Below are 16,966 nucleotides of genomic sequence, written 5' to 3' on the forward strand. Positions count from 1 at the left end.
CGATATTGCAAACTCATAAAAACACAACAGATAGTGCATTTAATTGGATAACAATTTACCAAGCAGCCAACACCTTAGAAGCTAATATTGTTAAGGGGTTAATTCAAGCAGGCGGGATAGAGTGTAAAGTTGCAGGAGAAATGCTTCAAGGCGCACTTGGAGAAATTCCTTTCGATCAGGCACAAGTTAGAGTGCAGGTTTATGCGATAAAAGAGCGCCATGCGCGACAAATATTGGTAAACTATCAGCAAGTAAAACAATCCGCTCCAGATTGGGTATGTCCTAACTGTAATGAGCATAATGGGTCAACATTTGATTTTTGTTGGTCATGTGAGACGTTAAAGAATGACTAAAGCAAATAATTTTCAGCGTATTAGAGAGCTAAACTATTTACAAAAAGCGGTATTAGCAAGTGCGCTAATTGAACGTATGTTGCCAAATTACGGCTTATTTAGTGAAGCTACGGGGTTTGGTGATGAAACGTTACTTCGTAATGCGCTTAATGTTTGTTGGGAAAAAATCTTGCTACCAAAAAGTAAGATTGATTTAGAAAAGCAAGTTGAAAAAGTGGAACCGAATGTTCCAGAGCTGGCTGATTTTGATATGTTTGGTACATACCCAGCTATTGATGCGGCTACGTCATTACTGAGCTTGATGCATGGTTTAATGGCACAAGACGATAAAGAATTTGTAAGCGTTAGTAAAATTTCGCAAGCAACCGTTGCGCGCTTTATTGAATACCAAATGACAGTAGACGGTCAAATTGCAGACAATACCGCTGTTAGGGAACACCCTTTGATGCAGTATGAAATTGAAGTGTTAGCTGAGCTTATTGATTTTGTTGAAAATATGGGGCGTATTACTTCAGAAAGTGTAAAGGCGCTGAAAAAATTTGCTGTTGTTGATGGTCAAACAAATATTGGTTTGGCGTTATAAACAAATTAAGTAACTTGAACTTTGGTTAAGTAGTGATAAAAAAGCGGGAGAAGTACAATGCGAATTTTAGGCATTGAATCGTCATGTGATGAGACTGGTATTGCAATTTATGATGATGAAAAAGGTTTATTAGCCCATCAATTATACAGCCAAGTAAAAGTGCATGCTGACTACGGTGGTGTGGTTCCTGAGCTTGCGTCACGCGATCATGTGCGTAAAACTCTACCTCTTATTGATGCCGCGTTTGCTCAAGCGGGTTGTGGCCCTGAAGATTTAGATGGTATTGCTTATACCGCTGGCCCAGGCTTGGTTGGGGCGCTGTTAGTGGGTACTTCAATTGGCCGCTCTTTGGCTTATGGTTGGGATATTCCTGCTGTAGCGGTACATCATATGGAGGGGCACTTACTTGCTCCTATGCTTGAAGAAAACGTACCTGAATTTCCGTTCATTGCGTTACTTGTTTCTGGTGGCCATACCATGATGGTAAAAGTTGAAGGCATTGGTCAATACGAAGTACTGGGTGAATCTGTTGATGATGCTGCAGGTGAAGCGTTTGACAAAACAGCTAAGTTATTAGGTCTTGATTACCCAGGAGGTCCTCGCTTAGCTAAATTAGCAGAGCAGGGTGTGCCAAAGCGATTTATCTTTCCTCGTCCAATGACTGACAAGCCAGGCCTTGATTTTAGCTTTAGTGGCTTAAAAACTGCCGCGTCGATTACCATTCGTGAAAATGACGAAGACGAGCAAACTAAAGCTGACATAGCTCATGCATTTCAAACCGCCGTTATTGATACGTTAGTTATCAAATGTAAGCGAGCGCTTAAGCAAACAGGTATCAAACGTTTAGTTATTGCAGGTGGAGTAAGCGCAAATACCCAGCTTAGGCTTCAGCTTGAGCGCGTGATGCAAGGGATGAAAGGTGAGGTTTATTATCCGCGCACAGAGTTTTGCACAGATAACGGCGCAATGATTGCTTATGCCGGAATGCAGCGTTTAAAAGCAGGTCAGTTTGCAACTCTCGATATGAAAACCAAGCCACGTTGGCCAATAGACAGCCTCGAGCCCATTTAATTTAACGGGTTATGTTGGTTTATTTTTATCGGTGGGGGCGTTTTTAGCCCCCACTTTTGGTTCTTCGCCCGTAAATAACCTAACTATATTTGTTCTGTGGCGAAAAATAATGAGCACCGTGATAAACACCACAGGAAATGTATATAGGGGCTTAATTAACCATGTATAAAGCGGTGCGAGTAAAACGGTAATTAGGGCGGCAAGTGAAGAGTAGCGACTTACCGCAACTATAATTAGCCAAGTAGCAATTAATAACCCTGCCAGGGATAACCCTATTGGAAGTAAAGCACCAAATGCGGTTGCAACGGCCTTGCCTCCTTTAAAATTAAAAAACACGGGGTACATGTGCCCTAAACAGGCGCCGACGGCAACAACGCCCAGAATTAAAGGCTCAAGTTGTAAAAAATAGGCCCCCCACACTGGAATTGTGCCTTTTAAAATATCAAAAACAAGAACTAAAACAGCAGGAAAAGCGCCACCTAAGCGGTAAACATTAGTTGCGCCTGGGTTATTTGAGCCATGTGTGCGGGGATCTTGGAGTTTAAATAGGCGCGACACTAAAATAGCCGACGAAATCGACCCAAGCAGGTACGCTAAAACAAACATCAAAATGGCTAACACATAGTTCCTTATTTTTTTATCGTTATACCCGTTACATTTAATGCAATTAACATCGTTTTTGGGCTATTATTGGCGGCAAAATTTATCGTAAAAAGTATTATACTTCTATCAATTTTAGCTCAACGCGTAATTTTGTTATTGTAGAAGGAATTTTTACATATTTAAACACTGATTAAAGCATATACAATATTAATTTTTAATTTGTTTATGCAGTTAGAACAGTTGTTGGTCTTTTGGAGTATCAATGGATAAGGTATTTATATCTCAATTGCACGTCGACACGATTATTGGAGTGTACGACTTTGAAAAAGAAAGTAAACAGAGCCTTTATTTTGATATTGAAATGCTAAGTGATATTAAACCCGCTGCCGCAAATGATGACATTAATTTAGCACTTGATTACGCAAAAGTAAGCGAGCGCGTCATTGCACATAGCACTGCTAAGCCTGTTGAGTTACTTGAAACACTTGTTGAGCAATTGGCTGACATTATTTTAACGGAATTTAATACAACTCAAGTGAAAATTAGAGTGAGTAAACCTGCAGCAGTGCCGCAAGCACAAACTGTTGGAGTAGAAATAACTCGCAATAAGGCAAGCGTTTAAATGGCGCAAATATTTATTAGTCTTGGGTCAAATATTAACAAAGTGCACTATATGCAAAGTGCCTTAAAAGCGCTTAAAACGCATTTTAAAAATATAGAGCATTCGTCTGTTTTTGAAAGCGAAGCCGTAGGTTTCGTAGGTAATAACTTTTATAATTCGGTCGTTGGGGCAAAAACAGATAGGCCGCTAGATGAAGTGTGTGCGTTACTAAAAGAAATAGAGCGCGATAATGGTCGTACACCTAATGATAAAAAGTTCAGCCCACGAACACTAGATTTAGATTTATTGTTTTACGACGATGTTATTTGCGACAGCCCTGCGCAATTACCGCGCGATGAAATCACTAAAAATGCATTTGTACTACAGCCTCTCAGTGAGGTTGCCCCCGGTTTTTATCACCCTGTAGCTAAGCAAACAATTGCTCAATTATGGAATGACTATAATAACCCTCAACAAAAACTATGGAAGGTGGAGTTTTCTAACCCATGAGTATTTTAGAAATAATAATTTTAGCGCTAATTCAAGGTTTTACTGAGTTTTTACCCATATCTAGCTCGGCTCATTTAATTTTACCCTCACAAATATTAGGGTGGGAAGATCAAGGACTCGCTTTTGATGTTGCAGTGCATGTGGGCACTTTAATAGCGGTTGTCATTTATTTTCGTAAAGAAGTGGCTGATATTCTCAGTGCGTGGTTTAAATCGTTTGGCGCACAAGGTAAAACAGACGACAGTAAACTCGGCTGGTGGATTATCTTAGGGACAATACCTGCTGCAGTATTTGGTTTGTTACTTAAGGATTTTGTTGAGTTATACCTTCGAAGTGCATGGGTCATTGCTGCCACCACCATTATTTTTGGTTTGCTGCTTTGGTACGCTGATGCCAAAGGAAAACAAGTTAAAACAATTTATCAACTTAACTGGAAGTCGGCTTTAATGATTGGCTTGGCGCAAGCCGTTGCTATGATCCCAGGTACCTCTCGTTCAGGTATCACAATGACAGCGGGTTTAATGCTAGGTATGAATAAGCAAAGCGCAGCGCGCTTTTCGTTTTTACTCGCCATTCCTGTTATATCAATGATGGGTCTTTATTACACAATAGAGCTTGCATTGGGCGACCACGTTGTTGAATGGGGCACATTGTTACTAGGGGTGGTACTGTCCTTTTTATCTGCTTATGCGTGTATTTATTTATTCTTAAAAGTGATTGAACGAATGGGAATGTTACCTTTTGTAATTTACCGATTAGTTTTAGGCTTAGGTTTAATCGTTTTTTTAAGTATGTAATTTAATAGCCTCAGTCTAATGTAAAAAGCACCGTAAGGTGCTTTTTTTACTTATAAGTTAAGTAAGTAAGCTTCAATAAACTGACTCTGATTAGGCGCTTTAGGTGATGTTTTAAACGTGAGTACACCGGAGCTTTGGCGAAGTTTTAGTTTATCGCTAAATTGACAGTTGATTGTGTTTAAATGCGCTATGTCGTTTTTAAAATTTATATCTTTTTTACACATATCAACCATTTCATCAGCTACTTGGGCACAAAAAGAGCCAACCGCATAAGACTGCAAAACAGTGTCATCAATTGAATCCCATTTGATAGTCGTTTTAATGCTTAGGCCGCACTGATTTACTACTGAATCGTTTGCGGTATCTATTTTTGATTGTTGATAATTTAAATGCTTTTGACGGTTAAAACGAGCAAGTTTGGCTTGAGTCCCTTTTTTAATATGCTGTTGATACTGAGCCTTCAAATCTTCAACAATAGCAGGGTTAGCCCCTTCTTTTTTTGCTAAATAAATACCGTCTCTCGTGTCTGGTATGTATAGAGTATAGCTGCAACAACGGTAACCCTTATCAATGCTTATTAAGCTTCGCTCAGTTCCATCGTACGTAAATTTATAAGCTTTATTACTCCCTTGAGGTTTTAGATCCATTAAAAATGTGATGCCATCAATGTCGTGGTTGATCCCGGTAACTTTAACAAGTGCTTGTTTTTGATCTTTAGTAGGAGCTATAACAACACTGTAGCCTTCTTGAGAGGTAAGCTCTATTGGGTATTTTGCAAGATCGAGGGCAAAACTCTGTGACGATATAAATAGGTAAGCCAAAAATAATAATTTTTTCATAGTAAATCCTTTTAAATATTTAAAAACGTTTGTGCTTTTGATTTTATAGCATTGATAATATTTGATTAAAAGTGAATATTGTAAACTAAGTTGAACGGATAATATTTAAAAGTTTAAAGTGGTGTTGTACGCCTTTTAACCCCATCGAAATACCTACATATAATGGTAAGTAAGCGCGAAATTTGGCATTATAGCGCCATTAAACTTTGCACAGCTGCAAAGTGAGCATACGGTTTAAGGAAAGTATATGCATATTCATATTTTGGGCATTTGCGGTACGTTTATGGGCGGTATTGCAGCCATTGCTAAGTCACTTGGCCATCAAGTGACAGGTTCAGACCAAAACGTTTACCCACCTATGAGCACCCAGCTTGAAGATCTTGGTATTGAGCTCACTCAAGGTTACGACGTATCTCAATTGGAGCCAAAACCCGATATGGTGGTGATTGGTAATGCCATGAGCCGAGGTAACCCATGTGTTGAATATGTGTTAGATAACAGCTTACCTTATACCTCAGGCCCTGAGTGGTTAAAGCATAACTTATTGCAAAACTCTTGGGTGCTTGCGGTAGCTGGTACGCATGGTAAAACCACCACAGCCAGTATGCTTGCGTGGATACTTGAATATGCGGGCCTTAAGCCTGGCTTTTTAATTGGCGGCGTAGTACAAAATTTTGGTGTGTCGGCTAAAGTGGGTGAAACGCCATTTTTTGTTATTGAAGCCGATGAATACGACACCGCCTTTTTTGATAAACGCAGTAAGTTTGTGCATTACCTGCCACGTACACTTATTTTGAATAACTTAGAGTTTGATCACGCCGATATTTTTGATGATTTGAACGCAATTAAAAAACAATTTCACCACTTAATGCGTACACTACCTCACAGCGGTAAAGTCATTTGGCCAAAACAAGACAAAGCGCTTGAAGACGTTATATCGCAAGGGCTATGGAGTGAAAGCGAAACGTTAGATGGCGATTGGGGCTATAAACTAATTAAAGCTGATGGCAGCGAGTTTAATGTACTTTTGAATAATGAGCAGCAAGGTACGGTTAACTGGGGCGCAATTGGCGAGCATAATGTAAAAAATGCGATTATGGCAATTGCAGCTGCGCGCCATGTGGGAATTGCTGTGAGTCACAGTATTGAGGCACTTGCCAAGTTTATAAGCCCGAAAAGGCGAATGGAACTCAAGGCCGACATAAATAGTATTAAGGTGTATGACGATTTTGCTCATCACCCAACAGCGATTAAAACAACTTTAGCGGGTTTACGCGCTAAAGTTGGCGATGAAAAAATTATTGCTATTTTAGAGCCTCGCTCAAACACCATGAAAATGGGTGTGCATCAACACACGTTACTCGCTTCATTGGCTGAGGCTGATGAGGTGCTTTTGTTTGAACCCGAAAACTTAGGTTGGTCGCTTAAAGAACAAGCACAAAAAGCGGGTATGCAATGCTTTAACAGCACACAGTCGATTATTAATACGGTGCTTGAAAATGTGCAGCCTAATCAACACATTCTAATCATGAGCAATGGCGGTTTTAATGGCCTCCATCAGCAGCTTGTTGATGGATTGGCTGATAAATACAGCGGAGAATAATTTGCAATTTAAAGATAAAATAACCTTAGCGTTTAGCGGTGCCTCTGGTGCGCCATATGGATTAAAATTGCTTGAAGTACTGCTTGAGCAGCAGTATCAAGTGTATGTACTTATTTCGAGTGCGGCTCGAGTTGTGCTTGATACTGAGTCAAACATAAAGCTCTCTGCAAATGAAGATAAAGCCACTGAGCAATTAAATGCGCTATTTGATGCAAAACCACAGCAATTACAAGTGTTTGGTAAAGATAACTGGTTTAGCCCTGTAGCCTCTGGTTCTGCAGCGCCGAAAAAAATGGTTGTTTGTCCATGCAGTGCAGGATCGGTATCAGCGATTGCGGTAGGCGCATCTGATAATTTACTAGAACGTGCGGCTGATGTGGTGATTAAAGAGCGTGGCCAGCTTATTTTAGTGCCGCGCGAAACGCCTTTTAGCGAGATCCATTTAGAGAATATGCTAAAGCTATCGCGATTGGGTGTAACCATTATGCCCGCAGCCCCTGGCTTTTATCATAAACCGCAAAGCATAGAAGATTTAGTCGATTTTATGGTGGCACGCATTTTAGATCATTTAAACATTGAGCATGCTCTAACAAAACGTTGGGGCTATGGTGAGGGTAAGTAATGAGTAAGCAAAGTATTGCATTAAATATCGAAGGCCTTACCAAGGTATACAAAAACGGCGTAGAGGCTGTTAAAGGTGTTGACTTACAAGTAGAAGAAGGCGATTTTTTTGCGTTGCTTGGGCCTAATGGCGCAGGTAAATCAACAACCATTGGTGTTATTTCGTCCTTGGTTAATAAAACTGAAGGTAAAGTGGAGGTATTTGGTTGCGACATCGATACCCATCTTGAGGCTGCCAAGGCACATTTAGGCTTAGTGCCACAAGAATTTAACTTTAGTCAGTTTGAAACGTTAACCCAAATATTAGTAAATCAAGCGGGTTATTACGGTGTGCCGCGCAGTGAAGCACATAAGCGCGCAGATAAATATTTAGCTCAGCTTGGGTTACTTGAGAAAAAAGATAAACAAGCGCGCACTTTGTCAGGTGGGATGAAGCGCCGTTTAATGATTGCACGCGCACTGATGCACGAGCCTAAACTACTTATTCTAGATGAACCAACAGCGGGAGTAGATATAGAGCTACGCCGCTCTATGTGGGAGTTTTTACGCCAAATTAATGAGCAAGGCGTCACAATTATTTTAACCACGCACTATCTTGAAGAAGCAGAGTTACTGTGTAAAAACATCGCTATTATCGATAGTGGGCGCATCGTAGAAAATACCACCATAAAAGCGTTATTAGCAAAGCTTGATAAAGAAACCTTTGTGCTTGATTTAAAAATGCCAGCAAAGCCCGTCACATTACCAGGGTATACCTACACCATGACGGACGATCATACCATTGAGGTTGAAGTGGCAAAATCGCAAGGATTAAATGCGGTATTTACCGAGCTTACAGCACAAGGTAATACAGTATTGAGTATGCGTAACAAAGCCAATAGATTAGAAGAGTTATTTGTAGGATTACTAGAGCAAGGGCGGGGCGAATAAATGTTAAAATATGGCGTAGCCTTAAAAAGTATATGGATTAAAGAGTGTATTCGTTTTTTACGTATTTGGGTGCAAACCTTAGTACCACCGGCTATTACAATGAGTTTGTATTTTGTTATTTTTGGTAACTTAATTGGCTCGCGTATTGGCCAAATGGGCGGATTTAGTTACATGGAGTTTATTGTACCGGGCTTAATTATGATGTCGGTTATAACTAATTCATACTCTAATGTCGCCTCTAGTTTTTATTCAACCAAGTTTCAAAAAAGTATTGAAGAGCTACTCGTTGCACCGGTGCCGAATTATATAATTGTATTAGGTTACATGGGAGGCGGTATGACGCGCGGTATGATGGTAGGCTTTATTGTTACCTGTGTGTCGCTATTGTTTGTTGATATTCAAATACATAACATTTTTGTAATTATGGCGACGGTTATTTTAACGTCGGCTGTATTTGCATTAGGTGGGTTAATAAACGCGATTTACGCAAATAGCTTTGACGATATTAGTATTATTCCCACATTTATACTTACTCCGCTAACGTATCTAGGTGGTGTATTTTATTCAATTACGTTACTACCTGAGTTTTGGCAGAACGTATCGCAAATAAACCCAATCATTTATATGGTTAACGCATTTAGGTATGGCTTTTTAGGTGTGTCGGATGTTGATTTAACGGTCGCATTGGGTGTTATTTTAGTGTTCATTACAGTGTTATTTTCTGTTGCGCTTACATTAATCAAAAAAGGTGTGGGGCTAAGACATTAATGAGTGATGCAAATTCTCGAAGTATTGTATCTAATCAGGCTGGCATTCATGAAAAGCTTGATGAAATAGTAAATAAGCATTTAAGCGCCGAGTTTAAAAAGCCCATTGCTGCACACACGCAAGCGGCATTTGACGAGGTTAATGAAAAGGTGCAGGCATTTGATGGCCCACTTATTTTAGACTCATGCTGTGGTGTGGGTGAAAGTAGCGCGAACTTAGCTAAACGGCACCCTGATGCGTTGGTGATTGGTATTGATAAATCATCTCATCGACTTGATAAGCACGACGTAGAATACAAGCAAACTGATAGCGGGCAGTATATTTTAGTGCAAGCCGATTTAAACGATTTTTGGCGTTTAGCCGTGGCTGCTAATTGGCAGCCTACGCATCATTATTTGCTTTACCCAAATCCATGGCCTAAATCTAAGCATATTCAGCGCAGATGGCATGGTGCGGCTATTTTTCCGTTTATTGTTAAATTAGGTGGGCAATTAGAGGTTCGCAGTAATTGGGATATTTACGTAAAGGAGTTTGCCAGAGCGCTTGCGCTTACAGGTAATCACTGCGAAGTGACACTTTATGAGTCAGATGATGCAATCACTCCGTTTGAGCGTAAGTATTGGGCTAGCGGTCAGCAAAGTCATCGGCTTATCATTAATTTAACCTAAGTATGGCTAGAATATTTAGTCGTTACAGTTTACTCAGCTGGCTAAATTAGTATCTTCAGATATAGCGAATTGTGGCGCGGGATAAGCAAAGTAATTACCTTGCATAAGTGTCACATTTGCTTTTTGTAGCGCATTAACTATGGCTGCGTTTTCTACAGATTCAGCAATTAGCTGTAAATCTAATTGGTTAGCAAATGCTGCTATATGCTCAATAAATAAGTAAATGTCTTTATCGTTTATTATTTGTTTTATCAATCCACCATCTAATTTAATTCCATCTACTTCTAGCTTAAGTACATTTGAAATATTTGAATAGCCACTTCCAAAATCATCAATAATGACTTTTACCCCTTTACTTTTTACCATAGAAATAAAGGCTTTCACTTCTGAATAATTAGCAATGGCTTGCGTTTCGATTAATTCTAAAGTGATATTGCTTGGGTGAGGGTAACGTTTAAGTTCGTTAGTAATATATTCGTTTAAACTTGGGTCTAACATATCTTGCGCTGTTATATTTAAGCTCCAGCAAATGTTTGTCTTTCTAAAGCGGCTAATACACTGTGAAAATATAGTGCGGGTTAATAACCCGTCCATTCTGGAGCGAGTAACTACATTTAAAAAAGCATCGGGTTTTAAGATCTCTCCGCTTGCGGTCACCATCCGAGCCAAGCATTCGTACTGCACTATCTGATTAGTTTTGGTATCTATTATTGGTTGAAAGTAGGGCACAATACGGTTGTTATTAAATGCATCATGCACTTCTTTAGCCATTTCTACATTGTATTGATATTGAGTTTTAACATCATGTAGGGCTTTTGAATAATTAATAACCGTATGTCTGCCTTGTTTTGCTTGCAGGGCAGCAATATGAGCATTTTCAAGTAATAGTGACTTATTGCCAGTTGCAGTGCCCGCACATAAAGTGATGTATATAAATGGATCAGTTAATAAAGGCGTATTGGCATTATAGGTTTCAATTAAGTCGTTAAGTTCTTCATAAGGTGTTTCTTTGGGGGAAAGCAGTACCAGTTTATTCGTTGCTAAGCGATATAAATGACAGTGAGTAGAGCAACGGCTTTTAAAATGCATAAGTAGATTTTTTATTACTCGGTCGCCAATTTCAGTGCCGTAAAAACTATTTATATCCTCAATTTCGTTCACCCATACAACGGCTAGTTGCATATGGTGGTTATTACTTTTTTTGAGAAAATATTCCAAAGCAATGTGGTTATCAAAGCCGGTACTGGAGTCAGTTGCTAATGAACGCTTGAGTAAATAAACATAAATAGCGGCAACAAGCGCTGCTATAAAGAAGAAGAAGCTTGCCATAGCAGCTGCTTTAGAAACGCTTTCACTCAGCTTTTGGTTTAGGTCGTTAATCGTTATATCGGCGCCGGTAAGGTAAGTGGTACCTGTTCGAGTATCTACGTAAGGAATAAATATCGTTTTAAAATGACCCCACTGATCCGCTGAAACTTCAAATACTGGTTCTGTGGAGTAAAAAGCACTTATGTTGAGATTGGTTGCTTCAGGGTATATATCTAAATATTGCGTTATTTTGCCATTACTCATATCGTCTTGAGTATAGCTAGAAGCAGTAAAGTATACGCGGTTGTTTTTTAATATCATCGCGTATACATATTCAACATCCAGTGCTTGTGCAAACTCTGAAAGCTGTCTGCTTTTGACTTCATAATCAATAAAATTAATTTGGCCGTTTTGATTCATGGTATTTAGGTAATCATCACCTAGTATATGCTTTACAGTGGCTGCGGCATTAAGTAGACGAGCATCGACAGACTCCATAATTTCAGCGCGAGTTGTTTGGTAGGTGTAATAGATATAGACAACTAAACTGACTAAAAATAAAGCAAAACCAGCGACTAACCAGCTCACTTTTACTCTTCCCTTAAGCATGTCTGTCCCTTTTTTGTTATTTTTTTTATTATACTTAAAATACAAAATTGCCCAATAAATAATTAGTATTTATTCGATTAAATAAAATTTTAATTAAATTAACACTTTTTTGTCATGCGTGTTGTTGCTTTTAAGGCTTTTAACGAGACATTTTACTTATATTGCAGTACAGTTAGCGCAATTATTTAGAAACACTATTGCTTAACTTACCGCCATATTTGGGCGTTTTTACTAGTTAAACAGGTGTTTTAGCAACACACACTAGGTATTAAGATGGATCAAAAGCGTTGTGCCGTCGCCTCTAAAGAAAGCCTCAAGCGTATATTCACTGTACCTGAAGCACCAGACTCAACTTTAAGCAAAATTGAGCTTGAGATATCGAGTAATTTAGCAGGTTTTTTGAACGAAAATATAGCGGCAATTGAAAAACCCTTACATGAAATTGAAAAAGACTTTCAATCTGCGGTGATCCCGGAAGATCCAACATTTGTATCTGCTTATGCTCAAGACATAATGGAGCAGCTTGTTGCGCATTCTGTGCATACTGCTGCACCAAGTTTTATTGGCCATATGACCTCTGCACTGCCACATTTTTTATTACCCCTATCAAAATTGATGGTGGGACTAAATCAAAATTTAGTAAAAATAGAGACATCCAAGGCATTTACCCCCTTAGAGCGCCAAGTACTTGGTATGATGCATCATTTAGCCTATGGCCAAAATGATGCGTTCTACTCTAAATGGATGCACAGCGCTAAAACCTCACTTGGCGCATTTTGCTCAGGTGGCACGGTTGCAAACATTACTGCGCTTTGGATTGCTCGAAACCGTTTATTAAAGCCAGATGGCGAGTTCACAGGTATTGCAGCCCAAGGGCTAGTGGCTGGTATGCTTCATTATGGGTATAAAGGGCTCGCTGTTTTAATTTCAGAGCGAGGCCATTACTCACTAGGGAAATCGGTTGATTTATTAGGGCTAGGGCGCGACAACTTGATTGGTATCAAAACAACGGATGACAATAAAGTCGATGTAAATGCCATGCGAGATAAAGCTCGCGAGCTAGAGTCTAAAGGCATTAAAGTGATGGCGATTATTGGTGTTGCTGGTACAACTGAAACCGGTAATATCGATCCGCTTAATGAAATGGCTGATTTAGCGCAAGAAATTAACTGTCATTTTCATGTTGATGCAGCATGGGGTGGGGCAACGTTGTTATCGAACACGTACCGTCCTTTGTTGAATGGCATTGAGCGAGCAGACTCAATTACAATTGATGCCCATAAACAAATGTATGTCCCGATGGGCGCAGGTTTAGTGTTGTTTAAAGACCCCGCTGCAACCGATGCAATAGAGCACCATGCTGAATATATATTGCGTAAGGGCTCTAAAGATTTAGGTAGCCACACACTCGAAGGTAGTCGCCCTGGTATGGCTATGTTAGTGCATGCTTGCTTACGTGTTATTGGCCGTAAAGGCTATGAAATGCTAATCGATAGAAGCATTAAAAAAGCAAAATACTTTGCTGATTTAATAAAAGCAGATGAAGATTTTGAGCTTATTTCAGAACCTGAACTGTGCTTGCTCACTTATCGTTATGTGCCAAAACAAATAAAACAAGCGATTGCTGAGGCAGATGAAAAAACACGGATTGATATTTTTGCCTCACTAAATCGTTTTACAGCCAGTATGCAAAAACGCCAGCGTGAGTCTGGACGCTCGTTTGTATCGCGTACTCGTTTGACCCCAGCTCAATACGATAATCAACCTACGGTTGTGTTTAGGGTTGTACTGGCTAACCCGCTTACCTCGGGTGTGATTTTAAAAGAGATATTAGCTGAGCAAAAAGAGCTTGCTAAAACAGACCCTGTATTTAAAAAGTATTTAAGCAAATACATGAAATAGTAAATGCCGCATTTATAAAAAAGACGCTATTTCGCGTCTTTTTTTTGCTTAGTTAAAAGCAACAGGCTTTTATAATATTGCTAATGATGTGCTGTGAGGGCTTTATTTTTTCCATTGCTAAAAATTCGTCAGGTTGATGCGCTTGGTTAATTGAACCCGGCCCCATAACAATGGTTTCACAGCCTAATTGTTGAATAAACGGGGCTTCTGTACAGTAATTAACAGCAATGGCTTTTTGGCCAGCTATTTTTTCTGCAAGTTGAACTAGCGCACTGTCGGTGTGGCCTGTAAATGCCGGTATTGGGTCGTGCAGGTCAATTACACTCACTGAGTTAGGATATTGTTCGTTAATCTCTTTTGTTGCATCAAGAAGCAAAGCTTGCAACTCTTGCACGCTAAGCCCTGGCAGTGGGCGCATATCAATATGCATTTCACAACACCCACATATTCTATTTGCGTTGTCGCCACCATGAATATTACCTAAATTTAAAGTAGGGTAAGGTATTTCAAAGTGATTTAGTGAATACTTATTCTTTAATTGCTCTTTCAAGATCAGTAATTTTGAAGTCACTTTATGCATAACTTCAATGGCGTTTAGACCACGCTCGGGATCGGAGCTATGCCCAGAGCGACCAACGACCCTTATAGCTGTACTCATATGGCCTTTATGTGTAAATACCGGTGTCATATCAGTAGGCTCACCAATAATACAGCGCGCTGGTTTTAAATTTGGGTGCTGACAAATTTGTTGAGCACCTGCCATTGTTGTTTCTTCATCGGCGGTAGCAAGTATTAAAATAGGCTGTGTTTGTTGTTTTTCATCCAACTCGCTTATAGCTTGCAGCACAAAAGCAAAAAATCCTTTCATATCAATGCTGCCTAAACCATAGAGTTTGTTATTGAGTTCGGTTAATTTAAACGGATCATGATTCCAGCGGCTGTCATCAAACGGCACTGTATCGGTATGCCCAGCAAGCATTAAACCGCCATCGCCAATGCCGCGTTTTGCTAATAAGTTATAACGCCCTTTTTTACCTTCAAGTTCTATTATTTCACACGTAAAGCCAAGAGTTTCACACCATTGTGCAAGTAACTCGATAACACTTTTATTGCTCATACATTGACTGTCTTCAATCGCACTAATAGAAGGGGCTGCAATTAATTGCTGATACATAGAAATAAACGAAGGCAGAGACATAAAAATTCCCAAAATAATTATTCAATTTAATTGCATAACAATATAAAAGTATTTATGATGAATATCAATTCACTTTTTAAGCATAAATATATTAAGTAACACCATGAAGATAATGCGACGATAATCAAAATTCATTAATAAATAAGACTTAATTAGCACCTAAGCTAGTGTAAGCGAACACATAAGTAAGTAGTAATAAATTTTAAGATAACGAGTAAATAATGAATGTAGTGATTATTGGCGCAAGTGGTTACAGCGGCGCAGAACTAGCAAGCCTTATTGCTAAACATCCAAATTTAACTTTATCAGGTTGTTATGTATCTGAAGGTAGCCTAGACAAACATAAATTACTGAGTGATTTATACCCAGAACACTCAGGCTTACTTGATATTCCTTTACTTCCTCTTACAAAATCGGCGTTTGACGACATTAAAGCGAATACAGATTACGTATGCCTGTGTACCGACCATAAAGTAAGTGTAGATTTAGCGCCGCAATTTTTAGCGATGGGCAAAAAGGTGTTTGACCTATCGGGTGGTTACCGCCTAGCAAATAATGACGATTACGTTACTTATTATGGCTTTGAACATAAGCACCCTGAGCTATTAAATGAATCGGCATACGGTTTAGCTGAGTGGAATAGCAATGCCATTGCAGATGCAAAGTTAGTGGCTGTTGCGGGTTGTTACCCTACTGCGGCACTCAATGCGTTAAAGCCACTACAGCAAGCCGGTTTGTTAAGCGACGACAAAATTATTATTAATGCAGTGTCGGGTGTAACAGGCGCAGGGCGTAAAGCCAGTGTAGGTACTCATTTTTGTGAAGTATCGCTAGCGCCATATGGTTTATTTAACCATCGTCACGGACCAGAAATAGAACAGCACCTGGGCCATAAGGTTTTATTTACGCCTCATTTAGGTAACTTTGCTCGCGGTATTTTAGAAACGATTTACGTGCAACTAAAACCTGAGGTGACAAGTGGGCAAGTAGCAACGGCTTATGATGTGCTTTCAAAAGAGCCTTTAATTCGTTTATTAGGCAATAAAATTCCATCAATCAAAGGGGTTGCAAAGCAGCCCTACGTTGATATTGGGTGGCAACAGCAAGGCTCGCAATTAATTGTTGTTGCGGCAATCGATAACCTACTTAAAGGTGCTGCGGGGCAAGCTCTGCAATGTATTAATTTATCTATGGGTTTAAACCATACCACAGGCTTAAAAGGAGCGTTTTAATGAGAAAAAAAACGTGGGTAATTAAGCTTGGCGGTGCTGTACTCAATACTGAAAATGCAGCTCACGCGTTATTTGAAGTGTTATCTAATCAGCCAAACCATAACTTTGTAATTGTGCACGGTGGTGGGGCATTAGTCGATACATGGTTAAAAGAGGCTGGTTTTGTTAGTGCTAAACATCAAGGTTTACGTATTAGCCCTGCTGAACAAATGCCGCATATAGTCGGTGCACTTGCAGGGTGTGCAAACAAGCAGCTAATGGCTCAAGCTATTTCTGCTGGCCACAAGCCTGTTGGCTTAAGCCTTTATGAAGCAGGCGTAACCGCATCGCAAAAGCTCAAAGCATTGTGTTTAGTAGGTAAGTGCGAAAGCAACGATGACTCTATTATTAACGATTTACTAAACGTCGGGCGTCTACCTATTGTTAGCTCAATAGGATTTGATGAACAAGGACTTTGGTACAACGTTAATGCTGACGAGGCTGCGGCAGCTATTGCTAATAATTTAAATGCAGAGCTTATTTTTATGACCGATGTAGAGGCCGTACTTGACGCTAATAAACAGCCGTTACATCACCTTGACACAAAACACATTGAGACTTTAATTGCAGAGGGAGTAATTGTGGGCGGGATGGAGGTCAAAGTTAAGACCAGTCTTCACGCTGCCCTACACTTACGACGCGGTGTGTATATTTCCAGCTGGCAAAAGCCAGAAAATTTAACTGCTTTGCTACAAGGCGAGCATGTCGGAACAAAGATTACACCATAGGGT

The 16,966-nt window shown here is 39.7% G+C and carries 18 protein-coding genes; 14 read left to right on the forward strand and 4 right to left on the reverse strand.

The window, feature by feature from the left end; translation table 11 throughout:
* The first annotated feature begins 5 nt into the window (after positions 1-5).
* From ATS76_RS06555 to tsaD, 3 genes are read left to right on the forward strand one after another with little or no spacing between them, the layout of a single operon-like run.
* A complete protein-coding gene (locus ATS76_RS06555) occupies positions 6-353 on the forward strand; it encodes a putative signal transducing protein (protein WP_058404934.1) in 348 nt (115 codons plus the stop codon).
* Positions 346-936: a YjaG family protein gene (locus ATS76_RS06560; protein ID WP_058551521.1), complete on the forward strand. Its 591-nt coding sequence runs from the start codon at positions 346-348 to the stop codon at positions 934-936. The genes ATS76_RS06555 and ATS76_RS06560 overlap by 8 nt, the downstream gene beginning before the upstream one ends.
* A gap of 57 nt (positions 937-993) precedes the next feature.
* Positions 994-2,007, forward strand: coding sequence for a tRNA (adenosine(37)-N6)-threonylcarbamoyltransferase complex transferase subunit TsaD (gene tsaD, locus ATS76_RS06565; protein WP_058404936.1), 1,014 nt, complete (start codon positions 994-996; stop codon positions 2,005-2,007).
* Between the two features lie 9 nt (positions 2,008-2,016).
* On the opposite strand, the gene plsY is transcribed toward tsaD, so the two are convergent.
* A complete protein-coding gene (gene plsY, locus ATS76_RS06570; RefSeq protein ID WP_058551522.1) occupies positions 2,017-2,628 on the reverse strand; it encodes a glycerol-3-phosphate 1-O-acyltransferase PlsY in 612 nt (203 codons plus the stop codon).
* Between the two features lie 244 nt (positions 2,629-2,872).
* Here plsY and folB point away from each other — a divergent pair, with 244 nt between their 5' ends.
* The 3 genes from folB to ATS76_RS06585 are packed head-to-tail and all read left to right on the forward strand — an operon-like array spanning position 2,873 to position 4,518.
* The gene (gene folB, locus ATS76_RS06575) at positions 2,873-3,232 is read left to right on the forward strand and encodes a dihydroneopterin aldolase (RefSeq protein ID WP_058404938.1); all 360 of its coding nucleotides are present in this window, start codon (positions 2,873-2,875) and stop codon (positions 3,230-3,232) included.
* Positions 3,233-3,721, forward strand: coding sequence for a 2-amino-4-hydroxy-6-hydroxymethyldihydropteridine diphosphokinase (folK, locus tag ATS76_RS06580; protein ID WP_058551523.1), 489 nt, complete (start codon positions 3,233-3,235; stop codon positions 3,719-3,721).
* A complete protein-coding gene (locus ATS76_RS06585) occupies positions 3,718-4,518 on the forward strand; it encodes an undecaprenyl-diphosphate phosphatase (protein ID WP_058551524.1) in 801 nt (266 codons plus the stop codon). Before folK ends, ATS76_RS06585 begins: the two co-directional genes overlap by 4 nt.
* A 50-nt stretch (positions 4,519-4,568) precedes the next feature.
* Here ATS76_RS06585 and ATS76_RS06590 read toward each other — a convergent pair whose 3' ends face one another.
* Positions 4,569-5,357, reverse strand: coding sequence for a hypothetical protein (locus ATS76_RS06590; protein ID WP_058551525.1), 789 nt, complete (start codon positions 5,355-5,357; stop codon positions 4,569-4,571).
* A gap of 247 nt (positions 5,358-5,604) precedes the next feature.
* Here ATS76_RS06590 and mpl point away from each other — a divergent pair, with 247 nt between their 5' ends.
* From mpl to trmB, 5 genes are read left to right on the forward strand one after another with little or no spacing between them, the layout of a single operon-like run.
* Entirely contained in the window at positions 5,605-6,960 is a 1,356-nt protein-coding gene (mpl, locus tag ATS76_RS06595; RefSeq protein ID WP_058551526.1) for a UDP-N-acetylmuramate:L-alanyl-gamma-D-glutamyl-meso-diaminopimelate ligase, read from the forward strand.
* A 1-nt stretch (position 6,961) separates the two neighbouring features.
* A complete protein-coding gene (locus ATS76_RS06600; protein ID WP_058405099.1) occupies positions 6,962-7,582 on the forward strand; it encodes a flavin prenyltransferase UbiX in 621 nt (206 codons plus the stop codon).
* On the forward strand, positions 7,582-8,511 hold the full coding sequence (locus ATS76_RS06605) for an ABC transporter ATP-binding protein (protein WP_058551527.1): 930 nt from the start codon (positions 7,582-7,584) through the stop codon (positions 8,509-8,511). Before ATS76_RS06600 ends, ATS76_RS06605 begins: the two co-directional genes overlap by 1 nt.
* Positions 8,512-9,279: an ABC transporter permease gene (locus ATS76_RS06610; RefSeq protein WP_058551528.1), complete on the forward strand. Its 768-nt coding sequence runs from the start codon at positions 8,512-8,514 to the stop codon at positions 9,277-9,279.
* Positions 9,279-9,947 (forward strand): tRNA (guanine(46)-N(7))-methyltransferase TrmB, encoded by a 669-nt coding sequence (gene trmB, locus ATS76_RS06615; RefSeq protein ID WP_058551529.1) that lies wholly within the window; start codon positions 9,279-9,281, stop codon positions 9,945-9,947. The genes ATS76_RS06610 and trmB overlap by 1 nt, the downstream gene beginning before the upstream one ends.
* 33 nt (positions 9,948-9,980) lie before the next feature.
* Here the strand turns inward: trmB and ATS76_RS06620 are convergent, their stop codons facing one another.
* The gene (locus ATS76_RS06620) at positions 9,981-11,864 is read right to left on the reverse strand and encodes a bifunctional diguanylate cyclase/phosphodiesterase (protein ID WP_058551530.1); all 1,884 of its coding nucleotides are present in this window, start codon (positions 11,862-11,864) and stop codon (positions 9,981-9,983) included.
* Positions 11,865-12,137: 273 nt separating this feature from the next.
* Here ATS76_RS06620 and panP point away from each other — a divergent pair, with 273 nt between their 5' ends.
* Positions 12,138-13,766 carry a pyridoxal-dependent aspartate 1-decarboxylase PanP gene (panP, locus tag ATS76_RS06625; protein ID WP_058551531.1) on the forward strand — a complete coding sequence of 543 codons (1,629 nt, stop codon included), beginning with the start codon at positions 12,138-12,140 and terminating at the stop codon, positions 13,764-13,766.
* A gap of 52 nt (positions 13,767-13,818) precedes the next feature.
* Here panP and argE read toward each other — a convergent pair whose 3' ends face one another.
* Positions 13,819-14,964, reverse strand: a complete 1,146-nt coding sequence (argE, locus tag ATS76_RS06630; protein ID WP_058551532.1) for an acetylornithine deacetylase — start codon at positions 14,962-14,964, stop codon at positions 13,819-13,821.
* 221 nt (positions 14,965-15,185) lie between these two features.
* Between argE and argC the strand changes: the two genes are divergently transcribed.
* Both argC and argB read left to right on the forward strand, forming a co-directional pair.
* Positions 15,186-16,196: an N-acetyl-gamma-glutamyl-phosphate reductase gene (gene argC, locus ATS76_RS06635; RefSeq protein ID WP_058551533.1), complete on the forward strand. Its 1,011-nt coding sequence runs from the start codon at positions 15,186-15,188 to the stop codon at positions 16,194-16,196.
* The gene (gene argB, locus ATS76_RS06640; RefSeq protein ID WP_058551534.1) at positions 16,196-16,963 is read left to right on the forward strand and encodes an acetylglutamate kinase; all 768 of its coding nucleotides are present in this window, start codon (positions 16,196-16,198) and stop codon (positions 16,961-16,963) included. The genes argC and argB overlap by 1 nt, the downstream gene beginning before the upstream one ends.
* The last annotated feature ends 3 nt before the right edge of the window (positions 16,964-16,966 follow it).

It is taken from the genome of Pseudoalteromonas sp. 10-33, from assembly GCF_001469195.1.
GTDB lineage: Bacteria > Pseudomonadota > Gammaproteobacteria > Enterobacterales > Alteromonadaceae > Pseudoalteromonas.

Excerpts from the sequence above, each read along its gene's own strand:
- ATS76_RS06560 (WP_058551521.1), top strand. The coding sequence starts at position 346 with ATGACTAAAGCAAATAATTTTCAGCGTATTAGAGAGCTAAACTATTTA.
- tsaD (WP_058404936.1), top strand. The coding sequence starts at position 994 with ATGCGAATTTTAGGCATTGAATCGTCATGTGATGAGACTGGTATTGCA.
- folB (WP_058404938.1), top strand. The coding sequence starts at position 2,873 with ATGGATAAGGTATTTATATCTCAATTGCACGTCGACACGATTATTGGA.
- folK (WP_058551523.1), top strand. The coding sequence starts at position 3,233 with ATGGCGCAAATATTTATTAGTCTTGGGTCAAATATTAACAAAGTGCAC.
- ATS76_RS06585 (WP_058551524.1), top strand. The coding sequence starts at position 3,718 with ATGAGTATTTTAGAAATAATAATTTTAGCGCTAATTCAAGGTTTTACT.
- ATS76_RS06590 (WP_058551525.1), bottom strand. The coding sequence starts at position 5,357 with ATGAAAAAATTATTATTTTTGGCTTACCTATTTATATCGTCACAGAGT.
- mpl (WP_058551526.1), top strand. The coding sequence starts at position 5,605 with ATGCATATTCATATTTTGGGCATTTGCGGTACGTTTATGGGCGGTATT.
- ATS76_RS06605 (WP_058551527.1), top strand. The coding sequence starts at position 7,582 with ATGAGTAAGCAAAGTATTGCATTAAATATCGAAGGCCTTACCAAGGTA.
- ATS76_RS06610 (WP_058551528.1), top strand. The coding sequence starts at position 8,512 with ATGTTAAAATATGGCGTAGCCTTAAAAAGTATATGGATTAAAGAGTGT.
- trmB (WP_058551529.1), top strand. The coding sequence starts at position 9,279 with ATGAGTGATGCAAATTCTCGAAGTATTGTATCTAATCAGGCTGGCATT.
- ATS76_RS06620 (WP_058551530.1), bottom strand. The coding sequence starts at position 11,864 with ATGCTTAAGGGAAGAGTAAAAGTGAGCTGGTTAGTCGCTGGTTTTGCT.
- panP (WP_058551531.1), top strand. The coding sequence starts at position 12,138 with ATGGATCAAAAGCGTTGTGCCGTCGCCTCTAAAGAAAGCCTCAAGCGT.
- argE (WP_058551532.1), bottom strand. The coding sequence starts at position 14,964 with ATGTCTCTGCCTTCGTTTATTTCTATGTATCAGCAATTAATTGCAGCC.
- argC (WP_058551533.1), top strand. The coding sequence starts at position 15,186 with ATGAATGTAGTGATTATTGGCGCAAGTGGTTACAGCGGCGCAGAACTA.
- argB (WP_058551534.1), top strand. The coding sequence starts at position 16,196 with ATGAGAAAAAAAACGTGGGTAATTAAGCTTGGCGGTGCTGTACTCAAT.